Raw genomic sequence first — 18,062 nt, forward strand, 5'->3', positions numbered from 1 at the left:
ATGATTTTCAGATTCGGGTTCGTTTCAAATGCGATGAGCCTTTGGGATGCGTCTCCCGCTAAAACATTGACATTCGCGCGTTATTCAAAGCTTTCAAAGACTGAAAGAAAAGAAGCGCTTCTGACTGTGACAAAAGCCAATTTGCGCAATACGATGAGAACCCTTCACTATATCATCGGCCACGGCATTCCTTTGTACCGTTTTTCCAGTTCGATTGTGCCGCTGGCTACGCATCCCGACGTGATGTGGGATTTTGTAACACCGTTTCAAAAAGAGTTTCGGGAGATTGGAGAGCTTGTTAAAACACATCAACTGCGAACAAGCTTTCATCCAAATCAATTCACTCTGTTTACGAGCCCGAAGGAATCCGTCACAAAAAATGCGGTAACCGATATGGCGTATCACTACCGCATGCTTGAGGCCATGGGCATTGCTGATCGCTCCGTTATCAACATTCATATTGGCGGCGCTTACGGAAATAAAGACACCGCCACTGCACAATTTCATCAAAATATAAAACAGCTGCCGCAGGAGATCAAAGAGCGGATGACACTTGAAAATGATGATAAAACATATACAACGGAAGAAACGCTTCAGGTCTGTGAGCAGGAGGATGTTCCGTTTGTCTTTGACTTTCATCATTTTTATGCCAATCCAGACGATCACGCCGACCTGAATGAAGCACTGCCCCGCATGATCAAAACGTGGGAGCGGATCGGCCTTCAGCCAAAGGTTCACTTGTCTTCCCCAAAATCGGAGCAAGCGATACGCAGCCATGCCGATTATGTTGATGCTAACTTTTTGCTGCCGCTGTTGGAACGCTTTAGGCAATGGGGAACTAATATTGATTTCATGATTGAAGCAAAGCAGAAAGACAAGGCGCTTCTCCGCTTGATGGATGAATTAAGCTCCATCCGCGGTGTCAAACGCCTCGGGGGCGGTGCGCTGCAATGGAAATCATAAATGTGCAAAAATAGGTTTACTACTTGTCCGCTTTGGGAACTTAGGCTATATAAGACAACAATCGATGGAGGAGAAAGATCATGAAAAATATCAAGTCTCTGAAAGTAGCCGCACAGGCCTTTACTTTAAGAAATTTGATTCATCTTTATAAAATGTGCCATTCCGGAAGCCACGAGGTTTATATTTATTCAAAGAAAACGATGTGCAAAATCAAAAGCTTAATTGAGCTTGAAACATTCCGCATGGCTCATAATGAAAAGGAATATCTGATCGTAGTTGAAGGAACAAAAGCATCACAGCTCATTGAAAAATTCCAAAATCTCATCGAGCCTGCTGAGAGAGAAGCGCTCTAACTTACATACAAAAAGGATAGACATCTGTCTATCCTTTTTCTTATGCTCTTACATAATGGAGCTGAACCGCTTGTCCAAATTGTTTTGTCCCTTTTAACCGCAGTTTTGTTTCATTTGTTAGTTCGTGAAACAGCGGGATGCCGCTTCCTAAAACGACGGGAATAACAGTGATGATGAATTCATCAATGGCATCTTCTTTCATAAAGGCATTCATCAGCTCTGCCCCGCCAGCTATCCAGATGTTTGAGCCTTTTTCCTGTTTCAAACGGGCAGTGAAGGCTCTGGCTCCCTCATTGATAAACGTCACATGTTCATCTTGATAACTGTCGGGCGATCCTGTAAAAACATAGCAGGTTTTATCCTGATACGGGAAAACCGGTGTTAGCACTTTAACGTGCTCATATGTGCTCCGCCCTAAAATGACTGTATCAACAGTCTGATAAAAATCACTGTAGCCGTTGTCACCTTCACCTTCAAATTCATCCAGCCAATCGATGCTTCCATCTTCTTTTGCGATCATCCCGTCCAATGAAACAGCAATGTACAGCACAGTTTTTCTTTCCATGTTCTCCTCCTATCGATGCACCATTTGCCCGAATTGCGCTTGATGCAGCCTGCTGTATAGGCCTCCGGCTTCGATCAGGTCTTGATGACGGCCTTGTTCTTCAATACCGTTGTTTGTGACGACTACAATTCTGTCCGCGTCTTTGATCGTCGCCAGCCTGTGGGCGATGACAAGCGTCGTGCGCCCCTCAGACAACTCTTGAAGCGCCTTTTGGATCGCCGCTTCCGTTTCTGTATCAAGGGCTGAGGTGGCTTCGTCGAGAATCAAGATCGACGGATTTTTCAAGAACATCCTTGCAATTGACAGACGCTGTTTTTGCCCGCCGGAAAGCTTCACGCCGCGTTCGCCAATCATAGTATCCAACCCATCGGGCATGTTATGGACGAGCTCTTCCAGATGCGCCTGCTTCACAGCTTGCCAAATGTCTTCTTCTGATGCGCCTAATCGGCCGTAGGCGATATTTTCTCTAAGCGTGCCCGAGAATAAGAAAACGTCCTGCTGCACGACGCCAATCTGCCCGCGCAACGAAGAAAGCGTCATGTCTTTTATACTGGTGCCGTCAATCGTAATGTCGCCCTCCGATGCTTCATAAAAACGCGGCAGCAGACTGCAAAGCGTTGATTTCCCCGCACCTGACGGACCAACGAACGCCACCGTTTCCCCCGCTTGAATGGATAGGTTGATGTCATTGAGGACATTGTGATGTCCATCATAGCCAAACGAAACATGTTCATAGCGGATATTGCCCTTCAGGCCGGAAACATCTCTCGCATCAGGTGAATCCTGAATGTCCGGCTCTGTCTCCATGAGCTCCATATAGCTTTTGAAACCCGCGATCCCCCTCGGATACATTTCGATAATGGCATTAATTTTGTCAATAGGCCTGAACAGCACATTCGTCAGGAGCACAAACGCCACAAATTCCCCGTACGATAAGGAGCCGCGAATGACAAACCACGTCCCGCACAAAAGGACAAACAGCGTGACAAACCGGGTCAGCATATAGCTGATTGACCCGTTTTTCGCCATGATTTTGTAGGAAGAAAGCTTTGTGACACGAAAACGCTGGTTGTTGACGGCGAAGCGTTCTTTTTCAAACGCTTCATTTCCGAACGCCTGCACAAGCCGGATACCGCCGATGTTATTTTCTACACGCGCGCTGAAGTCTCCGATATCCTTGTTCAGCGTGGTAAACGCTTTGGTCATTTTTTTGTTGAAATAAAGCGCTAGCCAAATGACGATCGGCATAATGATAAACGTTAATAAAGCAAGCTGCCAGTTAATAAACAGCATCACTCCGAACGCCCCGAGAATGGTCATGACTGCAATAAATAAGTCTTCCGGACCATGATGGGCGACTTCACCGATATACATTAAATCGTTCGTGAGCTTCGACATCAGCGTTCCCGTCTTGTTGTTGTCGTAAAATTTGAACGAGAGCTTTTGCAAATGGTCAAAAAGCGACTTTCTCATATCAGTCTCAATATTGATACCAAGCATGTGTCCCCAGTAGGTCACGATATACTGAAGAGCCGAGCTAAGCGCATACACCGCAAATAAGCCGATTGAGGTCGCGATGATCAGCCCCCAGTCCCTGCCCGGCAGCAAGGTATCAATAAAATAATTGACGATCAAAGGAAAACTCAGCTCCATTAAACCTCCCGCGATCGCTGAGAAAAAGTCGAGAAAGAACAACGTTTTATATGGTTTATAATATGAAAAAAATTGCCGCAGCACCCTATCTTCCCCCAATGTATAAATAACTGATAATATTTCTCAATTATACTATACACGGGCTGTTTTGAAAGATCAGATTTCTTTTTTCTTACAGAACACCTGAAAACAGGCGGGCAAATGACTCTTTTGTCCGGTCAGCCACGCCTCTTTTATAAAAGCCGACAGGGCTGAGCTTTTCACTTTCCTGCATATCCTCTTCAAAATGGGTCTCAAGGGTTCGGATCGCTTCGGCATCCGTGAAGAACACATTCACTTCAAAGTTGAGCTGAAAGCTGCGCATGTCCATATTCGCGGTACCGACGGAGGCGAGATCGCCATCAATGATCATGACTTTTTGATGCATGAAGCCTTTTTGGTAGGAGTACACTTCAATGCCCTCAAGGAGCAGCTCCGGGAAATAGGATCTCGAAGCGTATTGGGTCAAAAAGCTGTCGTTCTTCTCCGGCACCATAACCCTTACCTCTACCCCCTTTGTCGCCGCTGCTTTTAGCGCCGTGCGAATGGATTCATTGGGGACAAAATAGGGCGTGGCGATCCATATTGATTTCTGCGCTGAAGAAATCATTTCATAATAAAGGTCGCTCATGCTTTCCTTCATGTCAGGGCCTGTCGCGACAATTTGATAAATGCCTCCTCCTTCCACGGGAACCGGGGTATTGTACTCCTCTTGATCAATTAGCACTTCATTGGAGACGTATTCCCAATCCAGCATAAAGATAGCGTGGAGCGTTTGCACAATTTCCCCCTCAAGCCGCAGGTGTGTATCTCTCCAAAATCCGATGTACGGATCTCTGCTGATATATTCCTTCCCAACATTTAATCCGCCCACAAAACCGGTTTTCCCATCGATGATCACGATTTTCCGGTGATTTCTGAAATTCAGCTTCTGGTTGAAAAACCCGTATTTCAGCGGAGAAAACGGTACGATGTCCACCCCCGCTTGTTTCATTCTCATAATATCTCTTCTTGCCAGCTTAATGCTTCCTGCCGCATCGTATAAAAACCTCACCTCGACACCCTGGCGCGCTTTCTCCATCATAATGTCCATCATGCCGCGTCCGAGCATGTCTGATTTAAACATGTAGTATTCAATATGTATGTAAGATTCCGCTTTTCTCATTGCTTTGAAAATGTCCGGGAAGGTTTCTTCGCCGTTTTTCAGCACTTTGATGTTGCTTTTCGTATTGATATTCATATGGGCAGCCCTGATGGAATATGTAAAGAACCTCTCTTGGTTGTCCTTAAGCCCTGTCACTTCGGGCGTTTCCTCCTTGTCAAACAGCTTCCTGAGCTTTTCCCTGTTGTACATTCGTTTTGTCTTAAATAGCTTTCCCTTTACATAAAGCTGTCCCGAAAACAGATAAAACACGTAGCCGACGATTGGAAAAAAGACAAGAATATGGATCCATAGCAGCGTGTGCTGCGAGGTGCGGTTTTCAAGAATTAATGAATAGATGCTGAACAAAATAATGCTTATATAGCAAAGCAATCCTCCGTAAAACTCAAGCCTGGAAACCGGAAAAAACCAAATGACATATGCCCCGATGAGCATCATATATAAAAAGAAAAATTCCAGTCTCCTTTTCAGCATCCTGATTCTCTCCAATCTGATTCAATTACCTCTGTATTACCTCTTTTTTCTAATCGATAAACCTTGTAAGTAAAAAACCTCTCCGCCAAGGAGGAGAAGTTTAGAGAAAACTAACTGTCACGGAATTCATCCGCATCGTTTCTGCAGAAATAAAGCAAGACTATTGGCAACGCCGAGTGACAACATGAGCGGCAGGCCGAACCCGCTCAGCACTCCGGCAAGCGCCGAAAAAGAGGCGGCGCTGTGACTGCAAATACGGTGGATAGAGTGAATTTGATACCCATTCTGATGAGAGAAAATATATAAAACGGGATATTGATCAGAAAGAAAGGAATGAAACAAGTTAGTCAGGCTGAGTCATAATCTGGCTGTTCCCCGGTTTAAAATGAGTAAAATCCGTTTCATTCTTGATGTTATTTCCAAATACAAACACAACAGGATTCCCGGCCGCCCAGCCATTACCTTGGCAGAAGATATCTTATGTTTTCATCAAGATAAAAAAATCCCCCTCTTGCAAGGGGGATTTTCACGAGCGTTTTCGATATACAACGTAGCTGCGGGTCAGATACTTGAGCGGCAGACTGAACACATGAACCAATCTCGTAAACGGCCACAGGATAAAAACGACGTATCCTATCACAATATGAAACTTAAACCATAGCGGGACACTCTCCATCAACGAGGGGTCAGGCCGGAACAAAGCGATTTCCCTGAACCAGGGCCCGACTGTGGTCCGGTAATCAAATCCTTTCGAATCAATGTTGAGAAACGTGGCCGCAACGCCTGACAGCATCATGAACAGCAGCAGGAGGAGCGTAAGGATATCGGATGGCGAGCTCGTTTTGCGGATCCTTTTGTCAAACAGCCTTCTGTACGTCAGGATGACAAGTCCGGTACATGCCGCAATGCCCGCCGGCAAGCCAGCGCCAATCGCCATTTTGTGATACATATGCTCTGAAATGCCAAGGGAAGCATACACGCCTTCCGGGATCAGAATCCCCATGACATGCCCGCCGACAACGCACAGCAGTCCCCAGTGAAAAAGTGTGCTGCCCGCCGCAAGTTTTTTCTTTTCTAACATCTCGCTTGATTTCGCCGTCCAGCCAAATTGGTCATGCTGGTAGCGGTAAATATGGCCGCCGATAAAGATTGTCAATACAATGTATGGCATCACGCCCCAGAGGATCTGCCCGCTCATGCCTGAACAGCCCCTTCAACGCTTTCACGTACGCCGATGTTTTCAAGCGCGGCCAGCAGCACGTGCAGCAGTTCAGCGTATATACTGTCATTTTTTTCGAGACGGGATGCCAGCTCCCTCACATTGGACAGATATTTCTCAAACACGCTTCTCGCTGCTTCAATTTCTGCAGCCGCAGCAAATTCTAGCATCAGCGGCAGATAATCAGGCAGCTCTTTCTCTGTCGGCAGGAAACCGGATTGCTCGTATGTGTTTTTTAAATGCAGCAATTCAACGCCGCGTTCCCTTTGCTCGCCCGAGTTAAAGTAGGTGACATACATATTTGTTTTTTTCCCAAAGTCGAATGTATAGACATAGTGTTCAATCAGCGCTTCCGGTGAAAAGCTAGCTGACGCCTCGAAAAAGTGCAGCAGCTTCTCCCGGATTTGCCGGTTGCTGATTTCATGGATAAGAGCCTTCCAATCGGGAATCTCAGCTCTCCACTCTTCATCCGGATAAGAGAGAAGAGAGGAAAGAGCGGAGAACGTCATTTGCCGGTCTGTGGTGTTCATCTTGTTACACCTCATTTATCAAAAGTTAGAAACAGGAGCCGGGGCCGCCTGAAAATGATAAGCCGCAGCTCCCTTGTTCAGCATATAAATCTGAAACTTCTTCTCGATGACTGCTCGGTATCACAAAGCGGTCATCATATTTGGCAATCGCAAGCAGCCGATACATATCTTCAATTTGCTGTTCTGTTAAGCCGACACTGGAGATCAGTTCCGGGTCGATTGATTTATTCGTCTGGATCGCTCTCATATACTGGCGCATGACAGACATTTTCTTTAACGTTGACCGAATATGATCCGTATCACCGGCTGTTAACAGCTGCGCCAAATAATCTATCGGGATTCTCATTTGGTCGATAGCCGGAAAAATATCTTCTGCGGATTGCCGGCTGCCTTTTCCTTCAAAGAGATTCATAATCGGACTGAGCGGCGGAATGTACCACACCATTGGCAGCGTGCGGTACTCAGGATGAAGCGGCAGCGCAATCTTCCAGTCAATGATCATTTTATAGATCGGCGATTGCTGCGCAGCCTCTATCCATTCAGCCGGAATGCCTTGTTCTTTTGCCAGTTTGGCAACCTCAGGATCATTTGGATCAAGAAAAACGTCCAATTGGGAATGGTAAAGATCCTTTTCATTTTCAACAGATGCCGCTTCCTCCACTTTGTCCGCGTCATACAGCATGACGCCGAGGTAGCGGATTCTGCCAACACACGTCTCAGAGCAGATGGTCGGCAGTCCCGCCTCCAAACGCGGAAAGCAGAGTGTGCATTTTTCCGCTTTGTTTGTTTGCCAGTTAAAATAGACTTTTTTATAAGGACAGGATGAGACGCAATATCTCCATGAACGGCATGCGTTCTGATCCACAAGCACAATGCCGTCCTCCTCGCGTTTGTACATGGCGCCGGATGGACAGGATGAGACGCACGCCGGGTTGATGCAGTGCTCGCAAATACGGGGCAAATACATCATAAAGACCTCATCGAATTCTGTTTTGATCGATTCCTCCATCTTTTGTACGTTGGGATCTTCAAGTCCCGTTATGTGGCCGCCCGCGAGATCATCCTCCCAGTTCGGTCCCCATTCGATATTCATGAAATCCCCCGTCAAGGACGATTTCGGGCGTGCTACTGGCTGGTGTTTTTTCTGCGGGCTGTTCGTTAATGTTTCATAATCATAGTTCCAGGGCTCATAGTAATCATCAATCGACGGCTGATTCGGATTATAGAAAAGGCCTGCAAGCCGGTTGGTTTTCGAGCCCGATTTCAGCTCGAGCTTTCCTTTTTTCAATGTCCAGCCGCCTTTATATTTGTCCTGGTCCTCCCATTGCTTCGGGTAGCCGATGCCCGGCTTTGTTTCTACATTATTGAAGTACATATATTCCGCACCGGAACGGTTTGTCCACGTGTTTTTGCAGGTGACGCTGCACGTGTGGCAGCCGATGCATTTATCCAAGTTCATGACCATACCGATTTGCGCTTTAATCTTCAAGCCAATCGACCTCCTTCAGCTTGCGGATGACGACGTTCAGGTCGCGCTGATTCCCCGTTGGACCGTAATAATTAAAGCCGTAGCTGAGCTGGGCGTAGCCCCCGATCATCTGTGTCGGCTTGACGTGTATCCTTGTCGGGCTGTTATGGGTGCCTCCGCGGTTATTCGTCAGCTTTGTGCCGGGCACGTTGATGTGGCGGTCTTGGGCATGGTGCATAAACGCCATTCCTTTAGGAATCCGATGAGACAAAACGGCTCTCGCGACGACAACACCGTTTCGGTTAAAGCATTCAATCCAATCGTTGTCTTTGATATCCGTGTCCTCTGCATCATCTTTATTCATCCACACGGTCGGCCCGCCGCGGAACAGCGTCAGCATCGGCAGAGAATCAAAATACATGCTGTGGACAGACCATTTATTATGCGGCGTCAAATAATTGAGGACGATTTCTTTTCCCTCTTGATCAGGCCGCTTGCTCAGAAACGGGCGATGCTGGAGGATCGGTTTGAATGTCGCCATCGTTTCACCGAATTCCATCATCAGTTCATGATCGACATAATAGGATTGTCTGCCTGTCAGCGTCCGCCACGGAATTAATTTTTCAACATTCGTTGTAAACGGCGAATACCTGCGCCCTCCTTTTTCAGATCCGGAAAACGCTGGAGACGTGATCACCGTTTTCGGCTGGGCTGTAATTTGTTCGAACGTAAAGCATTCTTCCTCGCGTTCTTCCGCCAGGTCTTTCAGCTTCAGGTTCGTGATGTTTTCAAGTGATTCCCATGCTTTTACTGCGACCTTTCCATTCGAAGTGGATGATAGGGTTAAAATCGCTTCTGCTGCCTGCTTTGCTTCACTTATATTTGGACAACCCTTTGCGACACTGTCCGAGGTGATTTCTCCCAATCTCTGTTTGAGTGATTCATATTCATCGGCTATTGACCAGCTCATCCCTTTTGTTCCGCTCGGCTTTAAAGCAACGTTCGGACCAAGTGCAGTCATTTTATGAAAAATGTGTTTGTAATCCCGTTCAACGACTTGGATGTTCGGCATCGTTTTTCCCGGAATGGCTTCACATTCGCCTTTGCTCCAGTCATTGATTTTGCCGAATGGCTGGGCCAATTCCTGCATGGTGTCATGGAGGAGCGGCGTCGCAACCACTTCTTTCACCGGCTCCATATCGACTTCTTCTGCCAGATCGGAAACGGCTTTTGACAGCGCCTTGAAAATATCCCAGTCTGACTTCGATTCCCACGGAGCCGAGATCGCAGGAGCAAATGGATGAATGAACGGATGCATATCTGTGCTGCTGAGATCGTGTTTTTCATACCATGTCGCCGCCGGCAGCACGATATCGGAATACAGCGCCGTACCGGCCATTCGGAAGTCAAGATTGATTAACAAGTCGAGCTTTCCTTCCGGCGCCTGCTCCCGCCATTTGATTTCTTCAGGGCGGATGCTGTCGCTATCGTCATTCATTAAACCGTTCGTCGTCCCCAGCAAATGCTTGAGAAAATATTCATGCCCTTTTCCTGAGCTTGAGATCAGATTTGCCCGCCATACGAAGAGATTTCTTGGGAAATTCACTTCATTATCAGGATCTTCAATCGCGAATTTCAGTTTTTTCTCTTGGAGCTGTGAGGCCACGTACGCACCTACGTCTTCGGGTGTTGCTGCCCCTGCTTTTTCAGCTTCTTTATACAGATCGATGCCATTTTGATTGAAAGTCGGGTAAGACGGAAGCCATCCCAGCCGCGCGGCCAGCACATTGTAATCAGCGTGGTGCTTGTAGCGGGATGACGCAGCAATCGGTGATGCCAAATCACTGATCGGCTGGTCCTCATAACGCCACTGATCTGTCGCAAAGTAGAAAAATGAGGTGCCGTTTTGCAGCTTGGGCACGCCCTCCCAGTCCTTTGCAGTTGCAATCGTCTGCCACCCTTCAGCAGGTCGGAGCTTTTCCTGCCCCACGTAATGGGCCCAGCCTCCGCCGTTTACGCCTTGGGCGCCTACAAGTAAAACAAGATTTAACACCGCTCGGTAGATCGTGTCGGAGTTGAACCAGTGGTTAATGCCGGCCCCTACGATAATCATGGACCGGCCGTCTGTATCGATCGCATTTTGGGCAAACTCTCTGGCAATCTTAACGACAGCTTCTTTTTTGATTCCTGTCATTTGTTCCTGCCAAGCAGGCGTAAACGGCTCAGGATCATCATAGGAGACAGCCGATCGTTTACCGATGCCCCGGTTCACGCCGTAGTTAGCCAGTATCAAGTCAAACACGGTCGTGATGTACGTTTCTTCGCCGTTCAGGTTCATTTTTTTAATAGGAAGATCCCGCTCGAGCACTTTGTTTCCGTCATTTGAAAAATACGGGATGCGCACCGTGCCGATTTCGTCCTCTATTCCCAGCACAGAGAGACGGGGTTCAATCGGTTCCCCGGTTTCTTCATCAATCATGTGCAGGTTCCATTTCTGCTGCCCGTCCCAGCGCGATCCCATTGTCCCTTGGGGTATGGCAAATGAACTTGTTTGTTCATCCCAAACCGCAGGCTTCCACTGATCATGCTTTGTCTGCCGCCCGATGTCCTTCGCATGCAGAAACCGTCCCGCTGTGTATACGCCATTTTCTTTTGACAGGGTGACGAGAAATGGAAAATCAGTGTATTGCTTCGCGTACTCAATAAAACGTTCAGTTTCTTGGTTCACGTAAAATTCCTGCAGAATGACATGACCCATCGCCATCGCAAGCGCCCCGTCAGTCCCTTGGCGAATACTCAGCCAGTCATCCGCGAACTTTGAGGATTCCGCAAAATCCGGACTGATCGAAATGACCTTAGCGCCTTTATAGCGGGCCTCCGCCAAAAAATGCGCGTCAGGCGTTCTCGTTAACGGAACGTTGGAGCCCCATGTGATGATATAGCCGGAATTGTACCAATCACTGCTTTCCGGAACGTCCGTCTGGTCACCCCAAATTTGCGGGGATGCCGGAGGAAGATCCGCATACCAGTCATAAAAACTGAGCATAGGGCCTCCGATTAACGACATAAACCGAGAGCCTGATGCATGGCTGATCATGGACATGGCCGGAATCGGAGAAAAACCGACGTTTCGGTCAGGCCCGTATTTCATCACTGTATACAGCAGAGAGGCTGAAATCAGCTTCAGCACCTCCGGCCATTCAGCGCGCACAAAACCGCCTTTCCCTCTCGCCTGTTTATAGGACTTCGCTTTTTCAGGGTTTTCGACGATCGATTTCCAGGCTTCCAATGGATTTTGATGTTCTTGCAGTGCTTCCCGCCACAAATTGATCAGCACACCGCGCACGTATGGATATTTCACACGGAGCGGGCTGTAGATATACCATGAAAAACTGGCCCCCCGCGGACAGCCTCTCGGTTCGAAATCAGGCATATCCGGGCCTGTTGAAGGATAATTCAAGTTTTGTCCTTCCCACGTGACAATTCCATTTTTCACATAAATATTCCAGCTGCAGGAACCCGTGCAGTTGACGCCGTGGGTGGAGCGAACGACTTTGTCGTACTGCCATCTGTTTCTGTATACATTCTCCCAATCGCGATCTTCGCGGGTGGTTTGGCTATGTTTATTTGAATGGTGTTCGATAGGAGAGAAATAATTCAATCTCCTAAACAACGGACTCATTTTCTTTTTCTTCATGAGAGTTCACTCCTTCCGAGTCAGGTGATGCTAAGTTCACTATAAACAGGGACAGCGTGTTTCCTTGTGAACTATGTCACACACTCTGCTTTTTTCACAAAACGTTCACACAAAGGAGAAGGAAGGATTTTCACAGGATGTGAGGAAGGCTGCGTTCAGGAGGACACTTGGGTCATTAGCCGCCTTTCATTCAAAGATCAAAAAAACCGGCTCTATTTAAGAACCGGGCTCAGCGTTTTCATCCTGTGATGTATGCAGATACCGCAAAAATAATTGATAGGAACAAAAAACATTTTGCTGAAGCATAGCCAAAAAGTTCATTTGCAGCTGCGGATGATAAGACATCATTTTCTTAAATATGTAATATGGGATGTTGAGAATCAGAATGTCTGAAGTGGCATTGACTGAGATAAAGGGCGATAAATAAAGCCCGCCTTTTTCATCAATCGGAAACACATCGCCTTTTTCCCACAGCGCAACGGTTTTCGATCCTTCAGGGAGCCTCGTGTCCATGAAACGGACACTGCCTTTTAATACAATATAAACAGATTGAGAATGAAGAAAAGATGGAGACTGATCACATGAGCCGCGGATAAACGTGCCGTTTTTCAGCAAGGTTTCGACAATGGATAGAGGCACTTCATTAAACATAGGAAGTTGTTTCAGAAATAATAAATAGTCACACTGATTCATAGGAAAACCTCCTGTGCTAAGGATAGCTTTAGTGTAGCTCGATCGAGCCTGTACAGCAGTGATGTATTTCACAGCCTGTATGATGAATGTCACTTATCAGGAGGGTGACTGCATTTATAATGAAAGAAAAAAGGAGGATTTCGATGAAGGCGCTGATTCCGAAGCAGCACGGCGCGTGGGCGATGCTGCTGCTTCCATTTTTACTCGGCATGGTCAAGGGAGGCCCCGTTATTTGGCATATTCCGCTCTTCCTTGGTTGGCTTTTCCTATACTTAGCGGTTTATCCCGTTACGCTTGCCTTAAAAAAGAAACAAAGCAAACCATATCAAAAGTGGATGTGTTATTACGGTTTTCCCGCCTGCTGCTTTTTGATGATCTCGGTCTTTCATAAGCCGCCTCTCATCTGGGTGGGCGTTTCTTTACTGCCGCTGTTTTTCATACATATGTATTTTGCCCGCCGAAAAAACGAACGGGCCCTATTGAATGATGTTGCAGGTGTCTTGTTCTTTTGTTCGGGCGGGTTTGCGAGCTGCTGGCTGGGGATGGGAACCCTCGACGGCTGGGCTTGGTTTATTTTCTTGCAGTCTGCTTTATTTTTTATCGGGAGTTCCTTTTATGTGAAATCGGTGATTCGTGAAAGAAAAAACAGGGCATTTGCATACTGGTCATGGGGATATCACCTGCTGCTCCCCTTTTTATCCGCTCTTTTCGGAGCAGGATGGGCGTTTCTCGCTTTTATCCCGAGCAGCTTGCGGGCATGGTTTTTTCATGGAAGGGATTGGCCCGTAAAAACGATTGGCATTCTGGAAATCGTGAATGCCTGCTTCTTTCTTGCCGTCATGTGCCTGTTTATCACAAGGTGAAAAAAACAAGGACACCGCTGTCCTTGTTTTTTTCAGTCAATATTGCAAATCTCCAGCGGGCAATTTTCACACTCAATCTCACATCGTAAATAGTCCCGCTTGTGCAAAATAATTTTTCCGGATTCGTCTATCGAAATAACCCCTTTTTTACGGAGATCTCCGAGCATACGATTGACGCTTTCCCGTGCAGCCGCGCAAAACTTTGCCAAATCCTGATTTGTCAGGACAATGTTAATCAGAATGCCGTCGCTTCGCTCCACTCCGTAGCTGTTTGATAAACGGATAAGGGTGGAATAGAGCGCCCCCTTTTTGCCATGAAGAAGCAGATCCCTGATTTTGGACTGAATCTTCCGGAGGTGCGTGCTCATCCATTTCATGAACTCAAATGTCAAAGCGCCGTTTTGGATTAATTCTTTTTCCAGCTTATTTTTATTAATGACGAGCACCTCGCCATCCTCTAGCACTTTTGCACTGAGCATATACCTCGGTTCTTCAGTGAAAAGTGTTAATTCTCCGACGATATCATGCTTTTGGCAGATTCTAAGCGTCAGGTCTTTTCCGTCAGATGTCAGCTTGCCGATTTCAATAAGTCCTGATTGAATCAGATAAAGCTCTTCTGCATCCATTCCTTCTCGAAACAAATACGTGTGTTTTTCCATTTTTCTTTTCGTGCTGATCGATTCCAGCAATTCATGCAGATCGCTGGATATAAGATCACTATCAGATGGTCGAACAGAGAGAAAATTCATGAGCTCACCTCGAAGAAAGTCACGTTGTGTGTTTATTGTAACGTGAATTGATTTGTACCCATCGAGAAAAAACTAACAATCTTGTGAATGCCCCAGTGTTAGTTGATGCTCTGGCTGTTTCTCTCCGTGTGTGTTTTCATTCTTTCCTGCCAATACATCCATATGACAAGGACAAAGCTGGCTAATGCCACCTCTGAAAGCGCCATAAACCCGATCGCGTACTGGCCTGTTGCCTGAAATACACTCGCCAATATGAGCGGAGGAAAAAAGCCGCCTAATCCGCCCATGGCAGACACAATCCCATTGGCAATCCCCGCTTGCTTCGAAAAATAGAAAGGCACCAGTTTAAAAACAGTCCCGTTTCCTATGCCTGAGCAGACAGCCACGGTTAATGATCCAAACGTATAAAGGCCAATTGTCGGCGAGAACGATAGGATAATGCCTGATAATGTAAGCCCGGCAAAAACAAACATCAAGATGCGGAGCGGGCTCATTTTATCAGCCAGGAATCCGCCCGCAGGCCTGAGCAGCGTAGAAACCGCAATAAAGCCAGCCGTCCGCAAGCCGGCATCTGCAGGATTCAGCCCAAAATGCTCCACCAGAAAGTTCGGCAGATAGATAGTGAAGGCGACAAAAGCGCCAAACGTAATAAAATAAAACAGGCTCAGAAACCATAGCACATGATTTCGGTAAACGGCTTTGATTTGAGTCTTAACAGAAACTTTGACCTTCTTCTCATGCCTGTCGCCAAACAAAACGTGCAGTAAGGCAAAGACAGCCAGCAAAACCAGATACAGCTGCACGGTTGATTTCCACCCGACGGCTTGAGCGATAACCGGCGCTGCAAATGTCGTAACGGCTGTCCCGATATTTCCTGCACCGTAAATCCCATTGACGACACCGTGCTTTTCTTTCGGATAATATTTCGGGAGGGAGGTCACTCCAATGGAAAACACCGCTCCCCCGATCCCTAAGAAAAAGCCGCCCGCGATTAAATCAAACAGAGAATCCGCGATACTGATCCAAAATACAGGAAATAAAAGCAGGATGAAGCTGATCATAAACATCAGCCGCGCGCCAAACCTGTTCGTTAAATACCCTAAAGGAATGCGGAGAAGCGACCCGAGGATCACAGGAATCGCCGTCACCAAAGAAATCTCACCCTTGCTTAAATGAATATCTAATGTGATTTGGGAAATGAGTGATGAAATCAGCACCCAAACCATAAACCCTGCCACCAAGCTTAATGACTGTAACGATAATTGAATGTGTTGACGGTTGATCATTTGGCTTGCCCCTTTCAATGATTCAATAATCAGTCTTATCATACAAAAACCCGGCAACCAGGATTGTGAATTACATCACACGTTTTTCTCATAAAAAAGGACAAAGCCCGAAGACTTTGTCCTTTTGATCGTGATTACATTTTTTCCGGAGCCGATACGCCGATCAGCTGAAGCGCATTGTTCAGCGTAATTTGCGTTGCCTTCATTAAAGCCAGGCGCGCGCGGCTTTTCTCTTCATTTTCAGGGTCGATGACTTTCTCTGCGTTGTAGAAGCTGTGCAGAGCAGAAGCCAGATCATAAATATAGTTTGTGACACGGTGCGGAATTCGTTTTTCCGCTGCTTCCGCCACTGCCTCTGGGAAGCCGCCGATCGTTTTCAGCAGATCGTATTCTTTTTCTGATTGAATATGGCTGAAATCAAGATCTGCCGCCGGTTTAAGTCCCTGCTCTTCCCCTTGGCGAAGCATGCTGCAAATACGGGCATGCGCGTATTGTGCATAATACACAGGGTTTTCGTTAGATGTTGATACAGCAAGATCTAAGTCAAAATCCATATGGGTGTCCGCACTTCGCATCGCGAAGAAGTAACGCACGGCATCCAAGCCGACTTCTTCAATCAGGTCGCGCATCGTTACCGCTTTACCCGTCCGTTTGCTCATTTTCATTTTCTCGCCGTTTTTGTAAAGGTGAACGAGCTGAATGATTTCTACTTCAAGCGTTCCTTTTTCATAGCCCAGCGCTTCAATTGCCGCTTTCATACGCGGGATGTAGCCGTGGTGATCGGCGCCCCAAACGTTGATCAGCTTATCAAAGCCGCGGTCAAGCTTGTCCTTATGATACGCGATATCAGGAAGCAGGTACGTGTACGTGCCGTCCTTCTTGATCAATACGCGGTCTTTATCATCGCCGAACGTCGTGGAGCGGGAACGAGTCGCGCCGTCTTCTTCATAGACATGGCCTTTTTCGCGGAGCGCTTCAAGCGCCTTGTCGATTTTTCCATTTTGGTACAGTGAAGTTTCTGAATACCACACATCAAACGGCACACGGAAGTTTTCCAAGTCCTTGCGAAGCTTTTCCAGCTCGTATTTCAGGCCGTATTCACGGAAAAACGCGAGGCGTTCACTTTCCTCTTCGTTAACGAAACGATCACCGTATTCCTCAGCGAGACGCTTTCCGATCGCAATGATATCCTCGCCGCGGTAGCCATCCTCCGGCATCGGTTTTTCCAATCCGAGTGCTTCAAAGTAACGGACTTCAACAGAAAGCGCCAGATTGTTGATTTGGTTTCCCGCATCGTTAATGTAGTATTCGCGGCTTACATCGTAACCCGCTTTTGAAAGCACGTTGCACAAGGAATCGCCGACAGCCGCCCCGCGCGCATGCCCGAGGTGAAGGTCTCCCGTCGGATTCGCTGATACGAATTCTACCTGAACTCGTTCACCGTTTCCGATGTTCGTTTCCCCGTATGCTTCCCCCGCTTCCAGTACAGACGGAATCAGCTTTGTTAAATATTGATTGTTCATATAGAAATTGATAAAACCCGGGCCGGCGATATCCAGTTTTTCAATCGAAGCCTTTCCTTTATCAAAATGAGCGACAATCTCTTCAGCGATTTGACGCGGCGCTTTTTTTGCCACTCTTGCCAGCTGCATCGCCATATTCGTTGAGTAGTCGCCGTGTGTTTTATCTTTCGGTGTTTCTAAAACAACATTAGGAATCTGGCTTTCTTCAGCCAGTCCCGCTTTCAGAACGGACGCTTTGATTTCTTCTTTCAGCACGTCCTTCATTTGTTCCGCAATGTTCATGCGTGAGTTCCTCCCTCATACGTGATCGTCATATTATGTAAATGCTCCTGCTCGTCTCCGACATGCATGTCATATGCGATGCTGATACGGCCTTTTTCTTCATCGAGATCAGATTGAATCGATTTTGTGCTTGTTTTCAGCTCAAGCTCACCAAATGACATTTTATATTTAGCAATTGTGGAGGCTCCCGTTACGAAACGCTGATTCATTTTGACAGCGCCTGACCTCATGACCAGGACTTCGCCTTCGCTTACTTTCACAATCGTTTTGACTTTGCCTAAGTCGTGTTCTTCATAATAAGATAGATACACTTTATTTTGTTTTACATAGTAAAATCCGGTGGTGCGGAATTCGATGACTTCTTGGTTTCCGTCATCCTCGATCACAGACTTCACATGGAGTGTTATCGGTGTCTCTTGCTTCATTCTGACACGTCCTTTTCATCATTCCACTTTGACTTGAATAGTATAATCATTCGGTTTGTAAACTTCAACTGCTTCTATCTTACCATCATTGCTCATCAGATTTGAAGATAAACCTCAT

General features: G+C 46.8%; 15 protein-coding genes and 1 pseudogene. 3 read left to right on the forward strand and 13 right to left on the reverse strand.

What is annotated here, in order from left to right:
- Window positions 1-963: a UV DNA damage repair endonuclease UvsE gene (uvsE, locus tag AC0OMA_RS19000; protein WP_015384912.1), complete on the forward strand. Its 963-nt coding sequence runs from the start codon at window positions 1-3 to the stop codon at window positions 961-963.
- An 80-nt stretch (window positions 964-1,043) separates the two neighbouring features.
- Window positions 1,044-1,316, forward strand: coding sequence for a hypothetical protein (locus AC0OMA_RS19005; protein WP_003227597.1), 273 nt, complete (start codon window positions 1,044-1,046; stop codon window positions 1,314-1,316).
- Window positions 1,317-1,356: 40 nt separating this feature from the next.
- Here AC0OMA_RS19005 and AC0OMA_RS19010 read toward each other — a convergent pair whose 3' ends face one another.
- The 9 genes and pseudogenes from AC0OMA_RS19010 to arfM form a co-directional block, all read right to left on the reverse strand.
- Complete coding sequence (locus tag AC0OMA_RS19010) at window positions 1,357-1,881, reverse strand: dihydrofolate reductase family protein (protein WP_015384913.1); 525 nt, start codon at window positions 1,879-1,881, stop codon at window positions 1,357-1,359.
- A 9-nt stretch (window positions 1,882-1,890) separates the two neighbouring features.
- Window positions 1,891-3,618, reverse strand: a complete 1,728-nt coding sequence (locus AC0OMA_RS19015) for an ABC transporter ATP-binding protein (protein WP_015384914.1) — start codon at window positions 3,616-3,618, stop codon at window positions 1,891-1,893.
- Window positions 3,619-3,706: 88 nt separating this feature from the next.
- Window positions 3,707-5,209, reverse strand: coding sequence for a cardiolipin synthase (cls, locus tag AC0OMA_RS19020; protein WP_015384915.1), 1,503 nt, complete (start codon window positions 5,207-5,209; stop codon window positions 3,707-3,709).
- A gap of 129 nt (window positions 5,210-5,338) precedes the next feature.
- A pseudogene (locus tag AC0OMA_RS19025) lies at window positions 5,339-5,544 on the reverse strand (YitT family protein); the annotation flags it as partial.
- A gap of 191 nt (window positions 5,545-5,735) precedes the next feature.
- On the reverse strand, window positions 5,736-6,407 hold the full coding sequence (gene narI, locus AC0OMA_RS19030; protein ID WP_015384917.1) for a respiratory nitrate reductase subunit gamma: 672 nt from the start codon (window positions 6,405-6,407) through the stop codon (window positions 5,736-5,738).
- Complete coding sequence (gene narJ / locus AC0OMA_RS19035) at window positions 6,404-6,958, reverse strand: nitrate reductase molybdenum cofactor assembly chaperone (protein WP_015384918.1); 555 nt, start codon at window positions 6,956-6,958, stop codon at window positions 6,404-6,406. The genes narI and narJ overlap by 4 nt, the downstream gene beginning before the upstream one ends.
- A gap of 25 nt (window positions 6,959-6,983) precedes the next feature.
- On the reverse strand, window positions 6,984-8,447 hold the full coding sequence (narH, locus tag AC0OMA_RS19040; RefSeq protein WP_014481212.1) for a nitrate reductase subunit beta: 1,464 nt from the start codon (window positions 8,445-8,447) through the stop codon (window positions 6,984-6,986).
- A complete protein-coding gene (locus AC0OMA_RS19045; RefSeq protein ID WP_015384920.1) occupies window positions 8,437-12,123 on the reverse strand; it encodes a nitrate reductase subunit alpha in 3,687 nt (1,228 codons plus the stop codon). The genes narH and AC0OMA_RS19045 overlap by 11 nt, the downstream gene beginning before the upstream one ends.
- 216 nt (window positions 12,124-12,339) lie before the next feature.
- Window positions 12,340-12,816: a Crp/Fnr family transcriptional regulator ArfM gene (gene arfM / locus AC0OMA_RS19050; protein ID WP_003243032.1), complete on the reverse strand. Its 477-nt coding sequence runs from the start codon at window positions 12,814-12,816 to the stop codon at window positions 12,340-12,342.
- A 143-nt stretch (window positions 12,817-12,959) separates the two neighbouring features.
- Here arfM and AC0OMA_RS19055 point away from each other — a divergent pair, with 143 nt between their 5' ends.
- Window positions 12,960-13,679: a YwiC-like family protein gene (locus AC0OMA_RS19055; protein ID WP_015483830.1), complete on the forward strand. Its 720-nt coding sequence runs from the start codon at window positions 12,960-12,962 to the stop codon at window positions 13,677-13,679.
- Between the two features lie 32 nt (window positions 13,680-13,711).
- Here the strand turns inward: AC0OMA_RS19055 and fnr are convergent, their stop codons facing one another.
- The 4 genes from fnr to AC0OMA_RS19075 form a co-directional block, all read right to left on the reverse strand.
- The gene (gene fnr, locus AC0OMA_RS19060) at window positions 13,712-14,428 is read right to left on the reverse strand and encodes a fumarate/nitrate reduction transcriptional regulator Fnr (protein ID WP_003227573.1); all 717 of its coding nucleotides are present in this window, start codon (window positions 14,426-14,428) and stop codon (window positions 13,712-13,714) included.
- Between the two features lie 98 nt (window positions 14,429-14,526).
- Window positions 14,527-15,714 (reverse strand): nitrate transporter NarK, encoded by a 1,188-nt coding sequence (gene narK, locus AC0OMA_RS19065; RefSeq protein ID WP_041518101.1) that lies wholly within the window; start codon window positions 15,712-15,714, stop codon window positions 14,527-14,529.
- A gap of 134 nt (window positions 15,715-15,848) precedes the next feature.
- The gene (gene argS, locus AC0OMA_RS19070; protein ID WP_474222345.1) at window positions 15,849-17,519 is read right to left on the reverse strand and encodes an arginine--tRNA ligase; all 1,671 of its coding nucleotides are present in this window, start codon (window positions 17,517-17,519) and stop codon (window positions 15,849-15,851) included.
- Window positions 17,516-17,944: a YwiB family protein gene (locus AC0OMA_RS19075; RefSeq protein ID WP_003243604.1), complete on the reverse strand. Its 429-nt coding sequence runs from the start codon at window positions 17,942-17,944 to the stop codon at window positions 17,516-17,518. The genes argS and AC0OMA_RS19075 overlap by 4 nt, the downstream gene beginning before the upstream one ends.
- Window positions 17,945-18,062 lie beyond the last annotated feature (118 nt).

The organism is Bacillus sp. AMCV2, assembly GCF_056033925.1.